We start from the raw sequence: 17,338 nt of genomic DNA, 5'->3' as shown, positions 1-17,338 counted from the left end.
TCGGCCTCTCAGTGAGGAGAGCAGTGGCAGGCAAGGCCCGCGTGCACGAGTTGGCAAAAGAACTCGGTGTCACCAGTAAGGAACTACTCGCACGGCTCAAAGAGCAAGGCGAGTTCGTCAAGTCCGCATCATCCACAGTCGAAGCCCCCGTGGCGCGTCGACTGCGTGAATCCTTCCCGTCCGAGAACACGGACGCGTCGGCACCGGCCGCAGCTGCACCGAACGGTCGCGCAGCGGCCGATCGGGCAGCGAGCAGCACCGCGAAGCCGGGTGCCGCCAAACCGGGCGGACCCCGTCCCGGCCCCAAGCCGGCACCGCGTCCGGCAGAGCCGGAAGCACCCGCAGCGCAAGCTCCCGTGGAGGCAGCACCCGCTGCACCCGCGACTCCGGCTGCCGCGCCGGCTCCGGCCCCCGCAGCGCCTACCCCCGAGCCCGCAGCTCCGGCCGCTCCGGTCGAGCAGGCTCCCGCCGCGTCGGCTGCCACCAGCGACGCTGCCTCGGCCCCGGCCGCTCCGAAGCCCGCAGGTCCCGGCCCCAAGCCCGGCCCCAAGGCTCCGCGTGTCGGTAACAACCCGTACTCCTCGGCTCCCGTGGAGCGTCCAGCTCCTCGACCCGCTCCCGGTGCTCCGCGCCCCGGTGGCGGACGCCCCGCTCCCGGACAAGGTGGGCCTCGTCCCGCAACACCGTCCGGTGGCAGTCGTCCGGCTCCAGGGCAGGGTGGGCCCCGTCCCGCACCGGGCCAGGCCGGACCTCGTCCGAGCCCCGGCTCGATGCCTCCTCGTCCCAACCCCGGTGCCATGCCGACCCGTTCGGCACGTCCCGGCCCCGCAGCAGGTCGCCCCGGTCGTCCCGGTGGTGCTCCGGGCGGACGCCCGGGCGGCGGCGGTGGCGGTGGCTACCGCGGTGGCGGCGCTCCCGGCGCTCCCGGTGGTGCCCCCGCAGGCGGCGCTCCCGCAGGTGGTTTCCGTGGTCGTCCCGGTGGCGGTGGACGCCCCGGTCAGCGCGGCGCAGCAGCAGGTGCATTCGGTCGTCCCGGCGGAGCAGTTCGTCGTGGCCGCAAGTCGAAGCGGGCGAAGCGCGCCGAGTACGAGAGCATGCAGGCTCCCGCAGTCGGCGGCGTCAGGCTGCCCCGCGGCAACGGTGAGACCATTCGTCTCGCCCGCGGCGCATCGCTGTCGGACTTCGCGGACAAGATCGACGCGAACCCGGCTGCACTGGTGCAAGCCCTGTTCAACCTCGGTGAGATGGTCACTGCGACGCAGTCCGTCAACGACGAGACGCTGGAGCTTCTCGGCGGCGAGATGAACTACGTCGTTCAGGTCGTCAGTCCCGAGGACGAAGATCGTGAGCTGCTGGACTCGTTCGACCTCACCTACGGCGAGGATGCCGGCGGCGAGGACGATCTGGAGCAGCGTCCCCCGGTGGTCACCGTCATGGGCCACGTCGATCACGGTAAGACGCGACTGTTGGACTCGATTCGCAACACCACGGTGCGCGAAGGCGAGGCCGGCGGAATCACGCAGCACATCGGTGCGTACCAGGTGCTGACCGAGCTCGAAGGCAACGAGCGTCTCGTGACGTTCATCGACACCCCCGGTCACGAGGCCTTCACGGCCATGCGTGCCCGTGGTGCCAAGGCCACCGACCTCGCGATCCTGGTGGTCGCAGCCGACGACGGCGTCATGCCGCAGACGGTGGAGGCCATCAACCACGCACAGGCAGCCGACGTGCCGATCGTGGTCGCGGTGAACAAGATCGACAAGGAGGGCGCGAACCCGGACAAGATCCGGCAGCAGCTCACCGAATACGGTCTGGTCGCCGAGGAATACGGCGGCGAGACGATGTTCGTCGACATCTCCGCCAAGCAGGGCACCAACATCGATGCCCTCCTCGAAGCGGTGCTGCTGACGGCCGACGCGTCGCTCGATCTGCGCGCCAACCCGGACATGGACGCTCAGGGTGTCGCCATCGAGGCACACCTCGACCGTGGTCGCGGCCCGGTCGCGACCGTGCTCATCGCTCGCGGAACCTTGCGTGTCGGTGACTCGATCGTCGCCGGTGACGCATACGGACGCGTTCGTCGCATGGTCGACGAGCACGGCGAGGACGTCACCGAAGCGATGCCGTCTCGTCCCGTGCAGGTCATCGGCTTCACGTCGGTGCCCGGTGCAGGCGACAACCTTCTGGTGGTCGACGAGGACCGAATCGCTCGACAGATCGCCGACCGTCGAAATGCGCGCAAGCGCAACGCTCTGGCAGCCAAGAGCCGCAAGCGCATCAGCCTCGACGATCTCGATGCAGCTCTGAAGGAGACTTCGCAGCTGAACTTGATCCTCAAGGGTGACAACTCGGGAACCGTGGAAGCGCTCGAAGAGGCGCTGCTCGGAATCGAGATCGACGACGAGGTCGAACTGCGCGTCATCGACCGCGGTGTCGGTGGCGTCACGGAGACCAACGTCAACCTGGCGTCGGCATCCAACGCGATCATCATCGGCTTCAACGTTCGAGCGGAGGGCAAAGCCACCGAGCTGGCCAACCGTGAAGGCGTCGACATCCGGTACTACTCGGTGATCTACCAGGCCATCGACGAGATCGAGAAGGCCCTCAAGGGCATGCTCAAGCCGGTGTACGAAGAGGTTGCCCTCGGGCAGGCCGAGATCCGCGCGCTGTTCCGTTCCTCCAAGGTCGGAAACATCGCCGGTTGCCTCGTCACCTCCGGTACGATCCGTCGCAACGCCAAGGCGCGACTCATCCGAGACAGCGCCGTTGTCGCGGAAACCGTCACGATCTCCTCGCTCCGTCGCGAGAAGGACGACGCGACGGAGGTCCGCGAGGGCTACGAATGTGGTTTGACGGTGACGTACTCCGACATCAAGGTGGGCGATGTCATCGAGGCGTACGAGCTCCGTGAAAAGCCGCGCGACTAGAACGGATGCGGAGCCTTTCGGCTCCGCACCCGGTCGCGTCGGCTCGGTGGTGAAGCCAGGGGAGTGACACTGCGCTCCGACTTTCGAGCCGGTGGTGGTACGACAGATGTACCGCCACCGGCTTTGTCGTCGAAGCTGATCGAAGGACGTCAGCGTGTATCTGGGTGCTCTGGAGTTGGACGTGTTGTTGGGGGATGTGCGTTCGCTCGCCGAGAAACGGTCGATGGTGGAACCGGTGCTCGGTGATCTGCAACGGCTGGGAGTCTCGGCTGCCGAAACCGGTGAGCGAGAACGTATTCGGCGGTCCCTGCTGGGGGTTGCCGCGGCCGGTACCGACGTCGACCTACTGCACGACAAACTGGACGAGTGCGAACGGCATGTCGCCGAACGCCACGATCTGGAACTGTTGGCAGTACGCCGGAGAATCTTCGGACCCGAGGATTGATCCGGGAAGTCCGCCGAGCGCTGCTCGGCGGACGAGAAGTGCACAACCGCCGCTTCGTCGGAACAGAATCGACGTTCGGCCATGAAAGAGGAGTGTGATTGTCGTGGTGGATCAGGCCAGGGCTCGAAAGTTGTCCAAGCGAATCGCCGCCATCGTTGCAACGGCGATCGATCACGAGATCAAGGATCCACGGCTGGCATTCGTGACCATCACCGACACCAAGGTGACCGCCGACCTGCACGACGCCACGGTGTACTACACCGTGATGGGTGAAGACCTCGATACTCCGCCCGATCTGCAGGCCGCCGCGGCAGGGCTGGAGAAGGCCAAGGGCGTGCTGCGCTCGAAGGTCGGAGCCGGAACGGGTGTGCGGTACACGCCGACGTTGACGTTCGTGACCGACACGGTGCCCGACACCGCACGCCACATGGAAGACCTGCTCGAACGCGCCCGCGTGGCCGACGAAGAACTGGCCCGCGCGCGTGCGAACGCCAAGCCCGCCGGGGACCCGGATCCGTACAAAGCTCCACGCGAAGTCGCAGACACAGATGGTCATTCCGCAGGCTCCACTCCTGCAGGCGTCGAGCCCGCCGAAGCCGACTGACATGTCCTACGGTTCGGGGGCAGTGTCGGAGGCCGACGAGGATCTGGCGCGGGCGATCGAGATGCTCGAACGTGCATCCTCGGTGACCGTGCTGTGCCATGTTCAACCCGATGCCGACACGATCGGTAGTGGGCTTGCGCTCGGTTCGGTGCTCGAACGTCGCGGCGCGACCGTTCAGGTGGCATTCGCAGCACCGGCGTCCCTGCCCGAGTCGATGGACGAATTACCGGGTAGACACCTTCTCGTCGGCGCAGACGAGGTCAGCGAGTCCGTCGATCTGGTGGTCACGGTCGACGCCGGAAGCAGGGGGCGGCTGGGTTCGCTGGGCGACCGACTCGATACGGCGTCGGCCAGCCTCGTCATCGATCATCACCGCAGCAACACACGATTCGGAACGCTGAATGTGGTGCACGCGTCTGCTGAGTCCACCACCGCCGTCATCGCGCGGTTGTTCGATCGGTGGGGCGTCGAGATCGATGCCGATCTGGCCCACTTGCTGTTCGCGGGTCTGGTCACCGACACCGGGTCGTTCCGCTGGGTTCGCCCGGGTTCTCATCTGCTGGCCGAGAGACTGTTGGCCACGGGGATCGACGGGGCTCACATCGCCCGCAAGCTGCTCGACACTCACCCGTTCGACTGGTTGCCGATGCTCGGGTCGGTGCTCGGTTCGGCATCGTTGCTTCCCGACGCAGCCGACGGACGAGGGCTGGTGTACGCCGTCATCAGGAGCGAGGATTCCGCCGGATTGCGGTCCGAGGAGATCGAGAGCGTGATCGACATCGTGCGCACCACCTCCGAGGCCGAGGTCGCCGCGGTACTCAAGCAACAGGATTTCGGGTCGGTCTGGGTGGTCTCTCTGCGGTCGAAGACCGAGGTCGACGTGTCGGCGGTGGCGTGCGCGCTCGGCGGTGGCGGGCACCGCAATGCAGCCGGCTACACCGCGACCGGCGACCTGCCCGACGTGATCGATGCGCTGCGTGAGGCCCTGTCGGCGTCGTGAGTTCCACCCCGGTCACGGCTCGAAAGATCCTCGGTCTGTCGTTGCCCTCTCTCGGCGTCCTCGCTGCCGAGCCCCTGTACCTGTTGTTCGACGCCGCCGTGGTCGGCCGGCTCGGCGCGCTCGCTCTCGCCGGCCTGGCCATCGGTGGGCTCGTGTTGGCCCAGGTCAGCACGCAGCTGACGTTCCTGTCCTACGGCACGACCGCGCGAGCGGCTCGCATGCACGGTGCAGGCCGCGAACGCGACGCCGTCGGTGAGGGTGTGCAGGCAACCTGGTTGGCCTTCGCGATCGGTATCGCCATCGTCGCGGTGATGCAGCTCGCCGCCGAGCCCGTGGTCTCGGTGCTGACCGGCGGAGGGGACATCGCTGCCGAGGCCGTCGCGTGGCTGCGCGTGGCACTGCTGGGTGTGCCGTTCATCCTGGTGTCGCTGGCCGGAAACGGATGGATGCGTGGAGTTCAGAACACGGTGACGCCACTACGTTTCGTCGTGTTCGGCTTCGGTGTATCAGCGGTGTTGTGCCCCCTCCTGGTCCACGGGTTGCTGGGATTCCCACGGCTCGGGCTGGTGGGATCGGCCGTGGCGAACGTGATCGGCCAGGGCGTCGCCGGTGCGCTGTTCGTCGGCGCAGTCGTGCGGGCGAGCACCGAATTGCGCCCGCATTGGTCGGTGATGCGCGCACAACTGGTGCTGGGCCGCGACCTGATCGTGCGCAGTCTGGCGTTCCAGGCCTGTTTTCTGTCCGCCGCAGCGGTCGCGTCGAGGTTCGGCGCCGCCTCGGTCGCCGCCAACCAGGTGGTTCTGCACATGTGGAACCTGGTGTCGTTGATGCTCGATTCACTGGCAATCGCCGCACAGACCCTGGTCGGAGCCGCCCTGGGTGCGAGCAGGATCGACGATGCGCGCGCCCTGGCGTGGCGATTGACGGCATGGTCGACGGTGTTCGCGGTCGTTCTCGCCGGTGTGTTCGCCGTCGGGCGGTCGTTCGTCCCGGATCTGTTCACCACCGACGCATCGGTCATCGACGAGATGCATGCGATCTGGTGGATATTCGTCGCGATCATCCCCATTGCCGGCGTGGTGTTCGCGTTGGACGGTGTGCTGCTCGGCAGCGGCGACGCTGCATTTCTGAGAAACGCGACCATGGCCTGCGCCGTTGTGGGCTTTCTGCCGTTCATCTGGTCGGCTCTGGTGTTCGACTGGGGACTGGTAGGGATCTGGACAGGGCTCGGCGTCTTCGTCGCACTGCGGATGCTTGCAGTCGCGGGCCGGGTACTGTCCGGAAAGTGGCTGGTGATCGGCAGCGATCGCCAACTCCGCCGATAGCCGTCAGGGTTGCGACGGCAACGCGGGGTGCAATGCCACCTCACGGCTCTTGACGACGAAGAAGACGGTGCCGCCGGGCTCGAGCCCGAGATCGGACACCGCGGCAGGGGTGATGTCTGCAGCCATGCCGGGAGACCCGTCGGGTTGCGGACGTGATCGAACACGAATGCCGGAGCCCTGCACCTCCATCTCCTCGATCACCACCTCGAACACGTTTCTCGGGCTGGCGTGCGGGGCCGTCGGGTGTACCGAGACGGCGGCGGGGGAGAACACCGCCACCAGTGCGGTTCCGGTGGTGTACCGCCCGGAGCCGTGGACCGTCAGTCCCCAGTTCGTGGTCAGGGACGTCGAGTCGTCGGCGTCGACAGCCCGTCCCGAGAGCAGGTTCACCCCCGCGATGCGGGCACCGAATTCGCTGCGAGGTGCGGTCAGGACCTCGGTGACCGAGCCTCGCTCGACGACGCGTCCGCCGTCGACGACCGCGACGGAATCGGCGAGCGCGACGACGTCGAGCAGATCGTGGGTGACGATCAAAGCCGTGCGACCGCTCTCGCGCAGCACCGTGCGCAGTACTCGTCGAATGCTCGGTGCCGTGTCCACATCCAGCGCCGCGAGGGGTTCGTCGAGCAGCAGCAGGCGTGGGTCGGCCGCAAGAGCGCGCGCGATGGCGATTCGTTGAGCCTGCCCGCCGGACAGCTGGCCGGGGCGGCGATCGGCCAGGTGGGAGGCTCCGACCGTGTCGAGCCAGGTATCGGCGACGGCACGCGCGGCGACGCGGTTCGCGCCTGCGCTACGCGGCGCGAAGGCCACGTTCGTACGAGCGTCCATGTGAGGAAACAGCAGAGCTTCCTGAGAGAGGGTCGCGACGCCTCGGGCGTGAATCGGGACGACGGTGTTCGAGACGGTATCGGTCAGCACGTCCTCGCCGAGTCGGACGATTCCTTCGTCGGGTGCCACCACACCGGAGACGAGCTGCAGCAGTGTCGATTTGCCTGCCCCGTTCGGTCCGAGGATGGCCACCGTCTCACCCTCGGGGACGTCCAGTTCGAGATCGATGCCGCGGACGCCGAGTGTGGCCCGCAGGTGCAGTGAGTTCACAGCGTTCCCGACGACCGAGTGCCGCGTGCGGTCACGACGACGAGTGCCGCTACGAGAATCAGTACCAGCGAGAGCGCTACCGCGGCATCGGGGTCGCTCTCGCGCTGCAGATAGATTTCCAGCGGCAGTGTCCTGGTCACGCCTTCGAGGGATCCGGCGAAGGTCAAGGTCGCTCCGAATTCTCCGAGTGCGCGCGCGAAGGCGAGGACGGTTCCTGATATCAGTCCGGGAAGTATCAGCGGAACGGTGACGCGCCGTAGGACGGTCGTGGGGGTGGCCCCCAGCGTCGCGGCCACCACGTCGTACCGGTCGCCGGCCGTGCGCAGTGCGCCCTCGACGCTGACGACCAGGAAAGGAAGCGATACGAACACCTGTGCCAGCACCACGGCCGAGGTGGTGAACGCTATTCGAATCCCGAAGGCGTCGAGGTGCTCGCCCAACAGGCCTTGTCGCCCGAAGGTGTAGAGCAGCGCGATGCCCCCGACCACCGGGGGCAGAACCAAGGGCAGTACGACGAGAGAGCGAAGGATCGAGAGCCCGCGAATCGAGCTGCGCGAGAGCACGATTGCCATCGGCACGCCCATAGCCACGCACACTGCGGTGCTGGCCGTCGCCGTCTTCAGGCTCAGGATCAACGCCGCGACAGCGGATTCGGAGGTGATGAGTCCGAGAAAATTGGACCAGTCGATTCGGGTGAACATCGCGGCCAGCGGTGCCACCACGAGGAGTGCACCGATGGCTGCCGGAACGAAAATCCACACCGGCACACCGACGGTCGACCGCCCGTTGTGTGCGACTCGTACGGTCACGGAGCTGCGAAGCCGACTCGACCGAGTACGTCCTGCCCGACGGGGCCGGTGACGAACTCGGTGAATGCGCGAGCGGTGCCCTCGTTGTCGGACCCGCTCAGTGTCGCGATCGGGTAGGTGTTGACGGCCTCGCTCGACTCCTCGAAGGGCACCGCGGTCACGGCCTCTCCTGCCCCGGCAGCGTCGGTCACGTAGACCAGTCCGGCATCGGCCTGCCCCGAGGTCACCTTGCCCAACACGTCGGTGACCGAGGATTCTTCGCTCACGGCCGGGATCTGCGTGCCGGTAGCGGCCTCGACCGAGGCCGTCGCCGCGCCGCATGGCACCTGGGGCGCGCAGATCACCGTGAGAACGTCGGGATTCGCCAGATCGGCGAACGATGCGATGCCGTCCGGGTTTCCGGGGGCGGTCACGATGGTCAGCGTGTTGGACGCGAAGTCGACGGGGTCATCCGCAACCAGGCCCTCGTCGACCGTCTCGGTCATGTTCTTCGTATCCGCGGAGGCGAAGACGTCGGCAGGGGCGCCGGACATCAGCTGCGCGGCCAGATCGGATGAGCCCGCGAAGCTGAACTCCACCGAGGTGCCGGGGTGTTCGGCCTCGAATCGATCACCGAGCTCGGTGAACGTCGCGCGAAGCGATGCTGCGGCGAAGACCGTGATCTTGCCTCGGACCGCGCTGCCGTCCGAGGGTCCATCGGGCGCGGTCGAATCGGACTGCGAGCTGCACCCGACGAGCACGAGGGTGGCTGCAATGAGGAGCGCGAATACCGGGCGCAGTGTCTTCACGAACATCTCCTGTGTCCTACGGTGTCTCGACGATGACGGTCGTGGCCTTGACCACAGCGACGGTGACCTTGCCGGGCTCGAGCCCCAGTTCGCGAACCGAGCGGGTGCTCATCAGGGACACGATCGTGAACGGCCCGCACTGCATGCTCACCTCGCTCATCACCGCATCCGAGACGACCTCGGTGACCAACCCCACGAGTCGGTTGCGTGCAGAGCTTCCGCCCGACGCGATCTCCGGCGGAGGGACAGCATGTTCGCGCGCGTAGTCGGCCAGGTCCCGGCCGGCGATGACCTTGCGTCCGTTCTCGTCCTCGAGCGCCGGGAGCGCTCCGGTGTCGATCCATCTACGGACGGTGTCGTCACTGACACCGAGGAGTGCTGCGGCGTCTCGAACGCGGACCGGGGGCACCGTCATCGAGACGCCACCCGAGCAGACATCCGCAAACAAGTCATGAACGGCACCATATACCCGAATCTGCGGGTGTTTCGACCAGATCCTGTTTTCGGTGAGCCGTACCGTCCCACCGTCGACCGGGTTGCCGCATCACCCCGCCGGATACGTCGCGGAATCTGCAGGGAGTATTGGACGTTGGTACGTTCTCGGACGGTTCTGGCGATTCGACGCCGGCGGCCGAGCGCATCGGAAGGAATTTTCAGTGGCAGCGAAGCTGTGGGCAGTGAGCGACATTCACGTCGGACATCGGGGCAACCGGCCCGTGACCGAGGACATCTTTCCCGAATCGCCCGACGACTGGCTGATCGTCGCCGGCGACGTGTCGGAGAAGACCGACGACATCAAGTGGGCGCTCGAACTGCTCCGTAGCCGTTTCGCGAAAGTCATCTGGGTTCCCGGAAACCACGAGCTCTGGACGACGGTGAAAGATCCCGTCCAGATCCACGGGGCGGCTCGGTACGAGTACCTGGTCAACCTGTGCCGCGAGATCGACGTCGTCACCCCGGAGGACCCTTATCTGCGGTGGGAGGGTGAGGGTGGCCCGGCGACGATCGTGCCGATGTTCCTGCTCTACGACTACACGTTCCTGCCGCAGGGAGCGAGAGACAAGGAACACGGCCTGGCGATCGCACGTGAGAAGAACGTGGTCGCCACCGACGAATTCCTGCTGTCCTCGCAGCCGTACGCGACGCGCGATGCCTGGTGCCATGCGCGGATCGACGCCACCCGGGAGCGTCTCGATGCGCTCGACACCTCCGTTCCGACGGTGTTGATCAACCATTTCCCGATGGTTCGGCAGCCGACCGAGGTGCTGTTCTACCCGGAGTTCGCACTGTGGTGTGGTTCCACTCTGACGGCGGATTGGCATACGCGGTACAACGCGATCTGTTCGGTGTACGGGCATTTGCACATTCCACGGACGACCTACTACGACGGCGTTCGCTTCGAGGAGGTGTCGGTGGGCTACCCGCGTGAATGGCAGCGCCGCGGCCTACCGAAAAACGTTCTGCGACAGATTCTTCCGGTCCCCGAGTATCCGCCAGGCGCGTTGAACAAGTGGGGCGGGCACTTCACGGTGACGCCCGAAATGGAGGCAGAGGTAGAGAAGATGAGGGCAGGAAAGTGATCGAATCGATACTTCCCAACGGCGTCGTCTCGGCCGAATTGTTCGCGGACCCACCGGGTTTGACGCCCCATCCGCTCGAGGCCCCGCTGGTGGCCAAGGCGGTGGACAAGCGCAAGCGTGAGTTCACCTCGGCCCGACACTGTGCGCGGGTGGCGATGGAGAAGCTGGGTGTCGAGCCTGCGCCGATCATGCGCGGCAAGTCCGGTGCTCCGCAGTGGCCGAAGGGTGTGGTCGGATCGTTGACGCACTGCGACGGGTATCGCGGTGCGGTGTTGGCCTACTCGATGCAGGTGCGTTCGGTGGGAATCGACGCCGAGCCGCACGGACCCTTGCCCGATGGAGTGCTCGAGGCGGTGAGTCTCGAGGCCGAACGGGAGTGGCTCGCGACCGCGGGCCGCGAGGACGTGCACTGGGATCGAGTGTTGTTCTGCGCCAAGGAAGCGACGTACAAGGCCTGGGAGCCGTTGACCGGACGCTGGCTCGGCTTCGAGGACGCACACATCACCTTCGAGCGCACCGGCTCCGGTGACGACATTTCGGGAACGTTCCGTTCCGAGCTGCTGGTGCCAGGAGACACGGTGTCCGGTCCGCCGCTGCGGGCCTTCGACGGTCGATGGATGGTGGCGGGCGGTCTGGTGATGACCGCGATCTCGGTGATGTGACGACCTGCTCCGCGAGCCTGGCACAATGCTCTCTCGTGAGTGCTCGCGAAAAGATTTCGTCCGGTCTCGTCGGTGCCGGCCTGCTGGTGGTCGACAAGGGGCCGGGAGTGACGAGCCACGATGTGGTGGCGTCGTGCCGAAAACTGTTGCGCACCAGAAAGGTCGGCCATGCGGGGACCTTGGACCCCATGGCGACCGGCGTGCTCGTGCTCGGCGTGGAGCGTGCGACCAAGATGCTGGGACTGCTCTCGCTGACCACCAAGTCGTACACCGCCACCATCCGGCTCGGCCGGAGCACGACGACCGACGACGCCGAGGGCGACGTCCTGGCCGATGTTTCGGCCGCGCATGTCTCCGACACCGAGATCTCGACCGCGATTGCCGCCCTGACCGGTGACATCGAGCAGGTTCCCGCCAGTGTCAGCGCCATCAAGGTCGACGGGCAACGCGCCCACAAACTGTCTCGCGCAGGTGAGGAATTCACACTCGCCCCGCGCAAGGTCAGCGTCACCCGATTCGACGTGACGGCCAGGCGCGACGTGGCGGAGGGCGAATCGGCGTTCGTCGACCTCGATGTCGAGGTTGACTGCACGTCGGGGACGTACGTTCGGGCTCTGGCGCGCGACCTCGGCGCGGCGCTCGGCGTCGGCGGCCACCTGACCGTGCTGCGCCGCACCCGCGTCGGACCTTTCACCCTCGACCACGCACGGACACTCGAAGAACTGGCAGAGGACCCGGCCGTGAGCCTGGACATCGATCAGGCGGCCCGAACGGCGTTCCCGCACCGGCAGATCGACGCGAGTGAGGCGGAATCGTTGAGCCAGGGACGGTGGCTGGATCCGATAGGAATCGACGGGGTGTACGCGGCGGTCGATCCCACCGGGCACACCATCGCTCTGCTCCAGGAGAAGGGCAAGCGCGCCAGTTCGGTCATGGTCGTGCGGCCCGCGACCTTGCGCGGGCACTGAAACATTCGGCACGGATGCGGCACCGACCCGGCGATCAGGTCGCCGGAACCATCCAGATCGCCTCTGCGGCGCGGTGGCCGAGATCGATCGAATCAGTGGCGTCGGTGCGGGCCAACTCGATGGCGACGGTGCCGGCGTAGTCGCGTCGTTCGACCACCGTGATCGGCAGGTCCAGCGTGATGCCGACGGAGTCGAAGTAGCGGAGCATCGCCGGGTCGGAGTCGGAAATTCTGGCGACTCGGCCGGACTGTCCGTCGAGGTAGTCGCTCAGGCGGGTCGCGGACGGGGCCTCGATCGCACCGTCGACGGACGGAATCGGGTCGCCGTGCGGATCGCGTTCGGGGTGGCCCAGTTTGGCGTCGATTCGATCCATCATCAGATCCGAGACGGCATGCTCGAGGATCTCTGCCTCGTCGTGCACTTCGTCCCAGCCGTAACCCAGCTCTCGGACCAGGTAGGTCTCGATCAGTCGATGTCGACGCACCATACCGATGGCAGCGAGACGACCCTTCTCGGTCAGTGAGATGGCTCCGTAACGGGCGTGGTCGACCATGCCCTGGTCGGCGAGCTTGCGAATGGCCTCGGACACCGTCGAGGCGGAAACACCGATGCGCTCGGAGAGCATCTTGGTGCTGACCGAGTCCTCGCTCCACTCACTGGCCGTCCAGATGACCTTGAGATAGTCCTGCGCAACCGCGGACAGCTGGACGCCCTCGTCGGCCGGTGCGGGATCGTCTTTTCGTAGCGCCACGTCGCCGAGCTTAGGCAATCCAATGGAAAAAGACATCTCACCCGGCCGGAGCCACCGGCACCTGTCTGCGCTGCCGCAGGGCGCGGACGACGATGCCCTGCGACGGGCTCAGCAGGTAGGCAAGGACGAAGACCAGTCCCTGGGTGAGCACGACGCTGCCGCCGGAGGACACGTCGAGGTAGAAGCTGGCGTAGATCCCCACCAGCGCGCAACCCACCGAAATGACCGGTGCCAGCACGAGCATGCGGCCGAAGCTGTGCGTGAGCAGATAGGCGGACGCACCGGGAGTGATCAGCATCGCCACCACGAGGATGACGCCGACGGCCTGGAGCGCGACCACGGTCGTCAGGGCGAGCAGGGTCAGCATGACGGCCGAGATCACCGACGGGTTGATGCCTACGGCGCGGGCCTGGGTGCGGTCGAAGGCGAAGAGAGTGAAGTCGCGACGCTTGACGATCATGACGACCAGCGCGATACCGCCGAGGACGAACACCTGAACCATGTCTGCCTGCGAGACTCCCAGCAGATTGCCGAACAGGATGTGATTGAGGTCGATCTGACTCGGAAACTTGGAGATCAGGACGACGCCGAGCGCGAACAAGGTGGTGAAGACGACGCCGATCGCGGCGTCCTCCTTGACGATGGTGGTGTTGCGGACCACTCCGATGGCACCGACCGCGATGAGGGCGAACAGCAGCGCTCCGATCGCGAACGGTGCCCCGAACAGGTACGACAGCGCGACGCCGGGAAGAACTGCGTGCGAGACGGCGTCGCCCATCAGCGACCACCCGATGAGGACGAGCCAGCAGCTCAGCACCGCGCACACGATGGAGGCGGTGACAGTGACCAGGAGGGCTCGCTGCATGAAGGTGTATTCGAGTGGGTCCACGAGAAAATCGATCAGATACACGGTTCAGCTCGCTTCCGTGGTTCGGGTGGCCGGATTTCGAGTGCCCGCACCCAACTCGCCGACCTTCGACGGGTCGATGCCGAAGGCCAGCGCCAGGTTCTCCGGGCGCAGTACGTCGGTCGGACTGCCGTGCATCAGCACGCGCTGCTGCAGCAGGATCGCTTCGTCGCACAGTTCCGGTAGGGCATGTAGATCGTGTGTGGACACCAGAACCGACGCACCCTGTGCTGCGAGTTCGCGGAGCAGCCGGGTGATGGTTGCCTCGGTTTTCTTGTCCACACCGGCGAAGGGCTCGTCGAGCAACAGCAGCGATGCCTCCTGGGCGATGGCGCGGGCGACGAACGCACGCTTGCGCTGACCGCCGGAGAGCTGGCCGATCTGTCGGTTCGCCAGTTCGGCGAGGTCGACGCGCTGCAGAGCCTCGTCGACGGCCAGTCGATCGGCGGCTCGGGGAGTGCGGAGAAAATTCTGCTTCCCGTATCGGCCCATCATCACCACGTCGCGCACGCTGATCGGGAATGTCCAATCGACGGATTCCGCCTGGGGCACGTAGCTGACCGTGCCGGCCTTGCGCGCCTGCGCCGGGTCTCCGCCGAACACGGTGATCGAGCCGGAGTTGGGCTTGACCACTCCCATGACGGCTTTGAACAGCGTCGACTTGCCTGACCCGTTCATTCCGACCAACCCGCACACCCGGCCGGGTGCGAGGGTCAGGCTGGCATCGGTGAGGGCTACGACGTCGCGGTATCGAACGTTGACGGCGTCCACCGACAGCGCTGCCCCGGTCTCGTGCGGGGTCCTTTGACGCGGGTCTCCAGTGTGCTGGGTCATCGTTCTCCTACCAGTGCGTCGGCGATCAACCGTGCGTCGTAGCGCAGTAGATCCAGGTACGTGGGGACCGGTCCGGTGGCGTCGCTCAGAGAATCGACGTAGAGCTGTCCGCCGAACCGCGCGCCGGTGTCCTCGGCGACCTGCAGCTGCGCCTTGTCCGAGACCGTCGACTCGCAGAACACGGCAGGTACGTCGTTGTCGCGAACGAAGTCGATGGTGCGGACCACCTGCTTCGGCGTTCCTTCCTGCTCGGCGTTGACCGGCCACAGGTAGGCCTCCTGCAGATCGAAGTCGCGGGCCAGATAGCCGAATGCGCCCTCGCAGGTGACGAGCGCGCGCTGACGAGCCGGTAGCCCGGAGAGATCCGCGGCCAGTTCGGCACCGACCTCGCGTAGTTGTCCCACGTATGCGGCTGCGTTCGCGCGGTAGTCGTCGGTGTTGGCGGGATCGAGCGCGACGAAGGCGTCGGCGATGTTCTCGACGTACGTCTCGGCCACGACGGGCGACATCCATGCGTGGGGGTTCGCTTTGCCGGCGTAGGCGTCGTCGCGAATGTAGATCGGGTCCACGTTCGCACTCACCACGGCGTGGGGTGCGGGGATGCGCTCGACGAATTTATCGAACCAGGCCTCCAGCCCGAGACCGTTGTCCAGGATCAGCTCGGCCTGCTCTGCGGTGCGTAGGTCTCCTGGGGTCGGCTCGTAGCCGTGGATCTCGGCTCCGGCTTTTGTGATCGATTCCACTCGGAGGTGATCGCCGGCGACATTGGCGGCCATGTCGGCGAGGACGGTGAAGGTCGTCAGAACCAGGGGTCTGCCGTCGTCGAGCACCGCCGGATCGTCCTCCCCGACGGCACGGGCGCAGCCGCTCGAGGCTGCCACCAGTAGTCCCACCACGGCCCAGCTCGCGAGAATCCGCCCACTGCGCGATCCACACCGGCGAAGAAAAAAGTTAGGCACACCGAAACATTTACCGTGGGGATACCTTTTTGTCCATACGTGCCGCGCGCGACACGCCTGTCCGAGAGTGACCGAGCGGCCGTCGGGCCGTAGGCTTCGCGGTGTGCAGAGATGGCGAGGTCTCGACGATGTACCTGCCGACTGGGGTCGGTGCGTGCTCACGATCGGCGTCTTCGACGGCGTTCATCGCGGACACGCACAACTGATCGGGCGAGCGGTGGCCGCTGCGAAGAAGCGCGGCGTTCCCAGCGTGCTCATGACGTTCGATCCCCATCCGATGGAGGTCGTGCGACCGGGAAGCCATCCTGCTCAGTTGACGACCCTGACGAGGCGGGCCGAACTCGCCGAGGAGCTGGGTATCGACGTCTTCTGCGTCATGCCGTTCACGCCCGAGTTGATGAAGCTCACTCCCGAGCGTTACGTGCACGAGATCCTGATCGAACGCCTGCACGTTGCCGAGGTCGTCGTCGGTGAGAACTTCACCTACGGGAAGAAGGCGCTCGGCACCGTGCCCATGCTGCGCAAGATCGGCGAACGGTCCGGATTCGCAGTCGACGGAGTCAACCTGCTCGCCGAGCACGCCGTGACGTTCTCCTCGACGTACATCAGATCGTGTGTGGACGCCGGTGACGTCGCTGCAGCCACCGCCGCGCTCGGGCGACCGCATCGCGTCGAAGGAGTCGTCGTGCACGGAGACGGCCGAGGTCGCCAAATGGGTTATCCCACAGCCAATGTCGCGCCGCCCATGTACTCGGCCATTCCCGCCGACGGCGTGTACGCGGCATGGTTCACCGTGCTCGGGCCGGGTCCGATCATGGGGACGGTCACTCCGGGGGAGCGGCATCCGGCTGCCGTATCGGTGGGCACCAATCCCACGTTCTCGGGTCGTACCAGGACCGTCGAGGCATTCGTCCTCGACGGTGAGGCCGACCTGTACGGGCAGCACGTGGCAGTCGACTTCGTCGACCGACTGCGCGGCATGGAGAAGTTCGACTCGATGGAAGCCCTCGTGGAGGAGATGGGCCGCGACGCCGAGCGGGCCCGGACGATCCTGGCGGCCAGCACGGCCTGATAGGCTGTCCCCTCGGTGCTCGCTGCGGTCCGCGGCGGCTGTACCGGCTTCGATCCCGTGGTCTCGACACCGGGCGCGTAGCTTCCTTTCACGCGGACGTCATTGATCAGGAGTAGTACCAGTGGCATTGACCACCGAACAGAAGAAGGCCGTTCTCGGCGAGTACGGCTTGCACCCCACCGACACGGGTTCGCCCGAGGCGCAGGTTGCAATGCTCACCAAGCGCATCGTCGACTTGACCGAGCACCTCAAGACGCACAAGCACGACCACCACTCCCGCCGCGGCCTGCTGCTGCTGGTCGGACGTCGTCGTCGTCTGCTCAAGTACATCGCGAAGGTCGACGTCACCCGCTACCGCTCGCTCATCGAGCGTCTGGGTCTGCGTCGATAATTCGCATCGACGCGAGGATGTCACCGATGCACGGTTCGACGCGCCGGTGCGCACCCGACTCGCAGCAATAGTGCAGTAGCCAACGAGGCAGTGCTTAGACTGTTCCTCGTTGGCTATCTGTGTTTGTACCGCAAGAACAGTTTCGCCAGCACGAGAAAGCGAATGCACAGCATTCGCACACCGCCGTGTATGCCTGTCATGCCGTGGTGACGGTCTTC

General features: G+C 66.1%; 18 protein-coding genes. 10 read left to right on the top strand and 8 right to left on the bottom strand.

The genetic code is table 11. The features are described from left to right. Nucleotides 1-23: 23 nt before the first annotated feature. The 5 genes from infB (at nt 24) to CH291_RS23730 (ending at nt 6,301) form a co-directional block, all read left to right on the top strand. Nucleotides 24-2,927, top strand: a complete 2,904-nt coding sequence (gene infB / locus CH291_RS23750; protein WP_082898773.1) for a translation initiation factor IF-2 — start codon at nt 24-26, stop codon at nt 2,925-2,927. 154 nt (nt 2,928-3,081) lie between these two features. After that, nucleotides 3,082-3,372 (top strand): DUF503 domain-containing protein, encoded by a 291-nt coding sequence (locus CH291_RS23745; RefSeq protein ID WP_068050194.1) that lies wholly within the window; start codon nt 3,082-3,084, stop codon nt 3,370-3,372. Between the two features lie 103 nt (nt 3,373-3,475). Continuing rightward, nucleotides 3,476-3,976, top strand: a complete 501-nt coding sequence (gene rbfA / locus CH291_RS23740; RefSeq protein WP_094642414.1) for a 30S ribosome-binding factor RbfA — start codon at nt 3,476-3,478, stop codon at nt 3,974-3,976. A gap of 1 nt (nt 3,977) precedes the next feature. Beyond that, a complete protein-coding gene (locus CH291_RS23735) occupies nt 3,978-4,976 on the top strand; it encodes a DHH family phosphoesterase (protein WP_068050192.1) in 999 nt (332 codons plus the stop codon). Then, entirely contained in the window at nt 4,973-6,301 is a 1,329-nt protein-coding gene (locus CH291_RS23730; protein ID WP_094642139.1) for an MATE family efflux transporter, read from the top strand. Before CH291_RS23735 ends, CH291_RS23730 begins: the two co-directional genes overlap by 4 nt. Before the next feature lie 3 nt (nt 6,302-6,304). Here CH291_RS23730 and CH291_RS23725 read toward each other — a convergent pair whose 3' ends face one another. From CH291_RS23725 to CH291_RS23710, 4 genes are read right to left on the bottom strand one after another with little or no spacing between them, the layout of a single operon-like run. Next, nucleotides 6,305-7,399, bottom strand: a complete 1,095-nt coding sequence (locus tag CH291_RS23725) for a sulfate/molybdate ABC transporter ATP-binding protein (RefSeq protein ID WP_094688775.1) — start codon at nt 7,397-7,399, stop codon at nt 6,305-6,307. After that, the gene (locus tag CH291_RS23720) at nt 7,396-8,208 is read right to left on the bottom strand and encodes an ABC transporter permease (RefSeq protein ID WP_094688774.1); all 813 of its coding nucleotides are present in this window, start codon (nt 8,206-8,208) and stop codon (nt 7,396-7,398) included. Before CH291_RS23720 ends, CH291_RS23725 begins: the two co-directional genes overlap by 4 nt. Continuing rightward, nucleotides 8,205-8,987, bottom strand: a complete 783-nt coding sequence (gene modA / locus CH291_RS23715; RefSeq protein WP_373455165.1) for a molybdate ABC transporter substrate-binding protein — start codon at nt 8,985-8,987, stop codon at nt 8,205-8,207. The genes CH291_RS23720 and modA overlap by 4 nt, the downstream gene beginning before the upstream one ends. A 25-nt stretch (nt 8,988-9,012) precedes the next feature. Beyond that, nucleotides 9,013-9,411, bottom strand: coding sequence for a TOBE domain-containing protein (locus tag CH291_RS23710; RefSeq protein ID WP_094668559.1), 399 nt, complete (start codon nt 9,409-9,411; stop codon nt 9,013-9,015). 241 nt (nt 9,412-9,652) lie between these two features. On the opposite strand from CH291_RS23710, the gene CH291_RS23705 reads away from it, so the two are divergent. The 3 genes from CH291_RS23705 to truB are packed head-to-tail and all read left to right on the top strand — an operon-like array spanning nt 9,653 to nt 12,206. Beyond that, entirely contained in the window at nt 9,653-10,576 is a 924-nt protein-coding gene (locus CH291_RS23705; RefSeq protein WP_032397841.1) for a metallophosphoesterase family protein, read from the top strand. After that, on the top strand, nt 10,573-11,238 hold the full coding sequence (locus CH291_RS23700; protein ID WP_094642129.1) for a 4'-phosphopantetheinyl transferase family protein: 666 nt from the start codon (nt 10,573-10,575) through the stop codon (nt 11,236-11,238). The genes CH291_RS23705 and CH291_RS23700 overlap by 4 nt, the downstream gene beginning before the upstream one ends. A gap of 35 nt (nt 11,239-11,273) precedes the next feature. After that, nucleotides 11,274-12,206 carry a tRNA pseudouridine(55) synthase TruB gene (truB, locus tag CH291_RS23695; RefSeq protein ID WP_094642127.1) on the top strand — a complete coding sequence of 311 codons (933 nt, stop codon included), beginning with the start codon at nt 11,274-11,276 and terminating at the stop codon, nt 12,204-12,206. 34 nt (nt 12,207-12,240) lie between these two features. Here truB and CH291_RS23690 read toward each other — a convergent pair whose 3' ends face one another. The 4 genes from CH291_RS23690 to CH291_RS23675 are packed head-to-tail and all read right to left on the bottom strand — an operon-like array spanning nt 12,241 to nt 15,657. Further along, nucleotides 12,241-12,993 carry a metal-dependent transcriptional regulator gene (locus tag CH291_RS23690; protein ID WP_373455154.1) on the bottom strand — a complete coding sequence of 251 codons (753 nt, stop codon included), beginning with the start codon at nt 12,991-12,993 and terminating at the stop codon, nt 12,241-12,243. Between the two features lies 1 nt (nt 12,994). Next, complete coding sequence (locus CH291_RS23685) at nt 12,995-13,867, bottom strand: metal ABC transporter permease (RefSeq protein WP_094688772.1); 873 nt, start codon at nt 13,865-13,867, stop codon at nt 12,995-12,997. Nucleotides 13,868-13,870: 3 nt separating this feature from the next. Next, nucleotides 13,871-14,698, bottom strand: coding sequence for a metal ABC transporter ATP-binding protein (locus tag CH291_RS23680; protein WP_068050756.1), 828 nt, complete (start codon nt 14,696-14,698; stop codon nt 13,871-13,873). Next, nucleotides 14,695-15,657, bottom strand: a complete 963-nt coding sequence (locus tag CH291_RS23675) for a metal ABC transporter substrate-binding protein (protein WP_373455153.1) — start codon at nt 15,655-15,657, stop codon at nt 14,695-14,697. The genes CH291_RS23680 and CH291_RS23675 overlap by 4 nt, the downstream gene beginning before the upstream one ends. Nucleotides 15,658-15,760: 103 nt before the next feature. On the opposite strand from CH291_RS23675, the gene CH291_RS23670 reads away from it, so the two are divergent. Beyond that, entirely contained in the window at nt 15,761-16,729 is a 969-nt protein-coding gene (locus tag CH291_RS23670; protein WP_094669994.1) for a bifunctional riboflavin kinase/FAD synthetase, read from the top strand. Between the two features lie 121 nt (nt 16,730-16,850). Continuing rightward, nucleotides 16,851-17,120 (top strand): 30S ribosomal protein S15, encoded by a 270-nt coding sequence (gene rpsO / locus CH291_RS23665; RefSeq protein ID WP_032397847.1) that lies wholly within the window; start codon nt 16,851-16,853, stop codon nt 17,118-17,120. The last annotated feature ends 218 nt before the right edge of the window (nt 17,121-17,338 follow it).

The organism is Rhodococcus sp. 14-1411-2a, from assembly GCF_002259485.1.
Classification (GTDB): domain Bacteria; phylum Actinomycetota; class Actinomycetes; order Mycobacteriales; family Mycobacteriaceae; genus Rhodococcoides.
The sequence above is the reverse complement of the archived record's forward strand: the minus strand, read 5'-3'. Positions and strand labels throughout refer to the sequence as shown.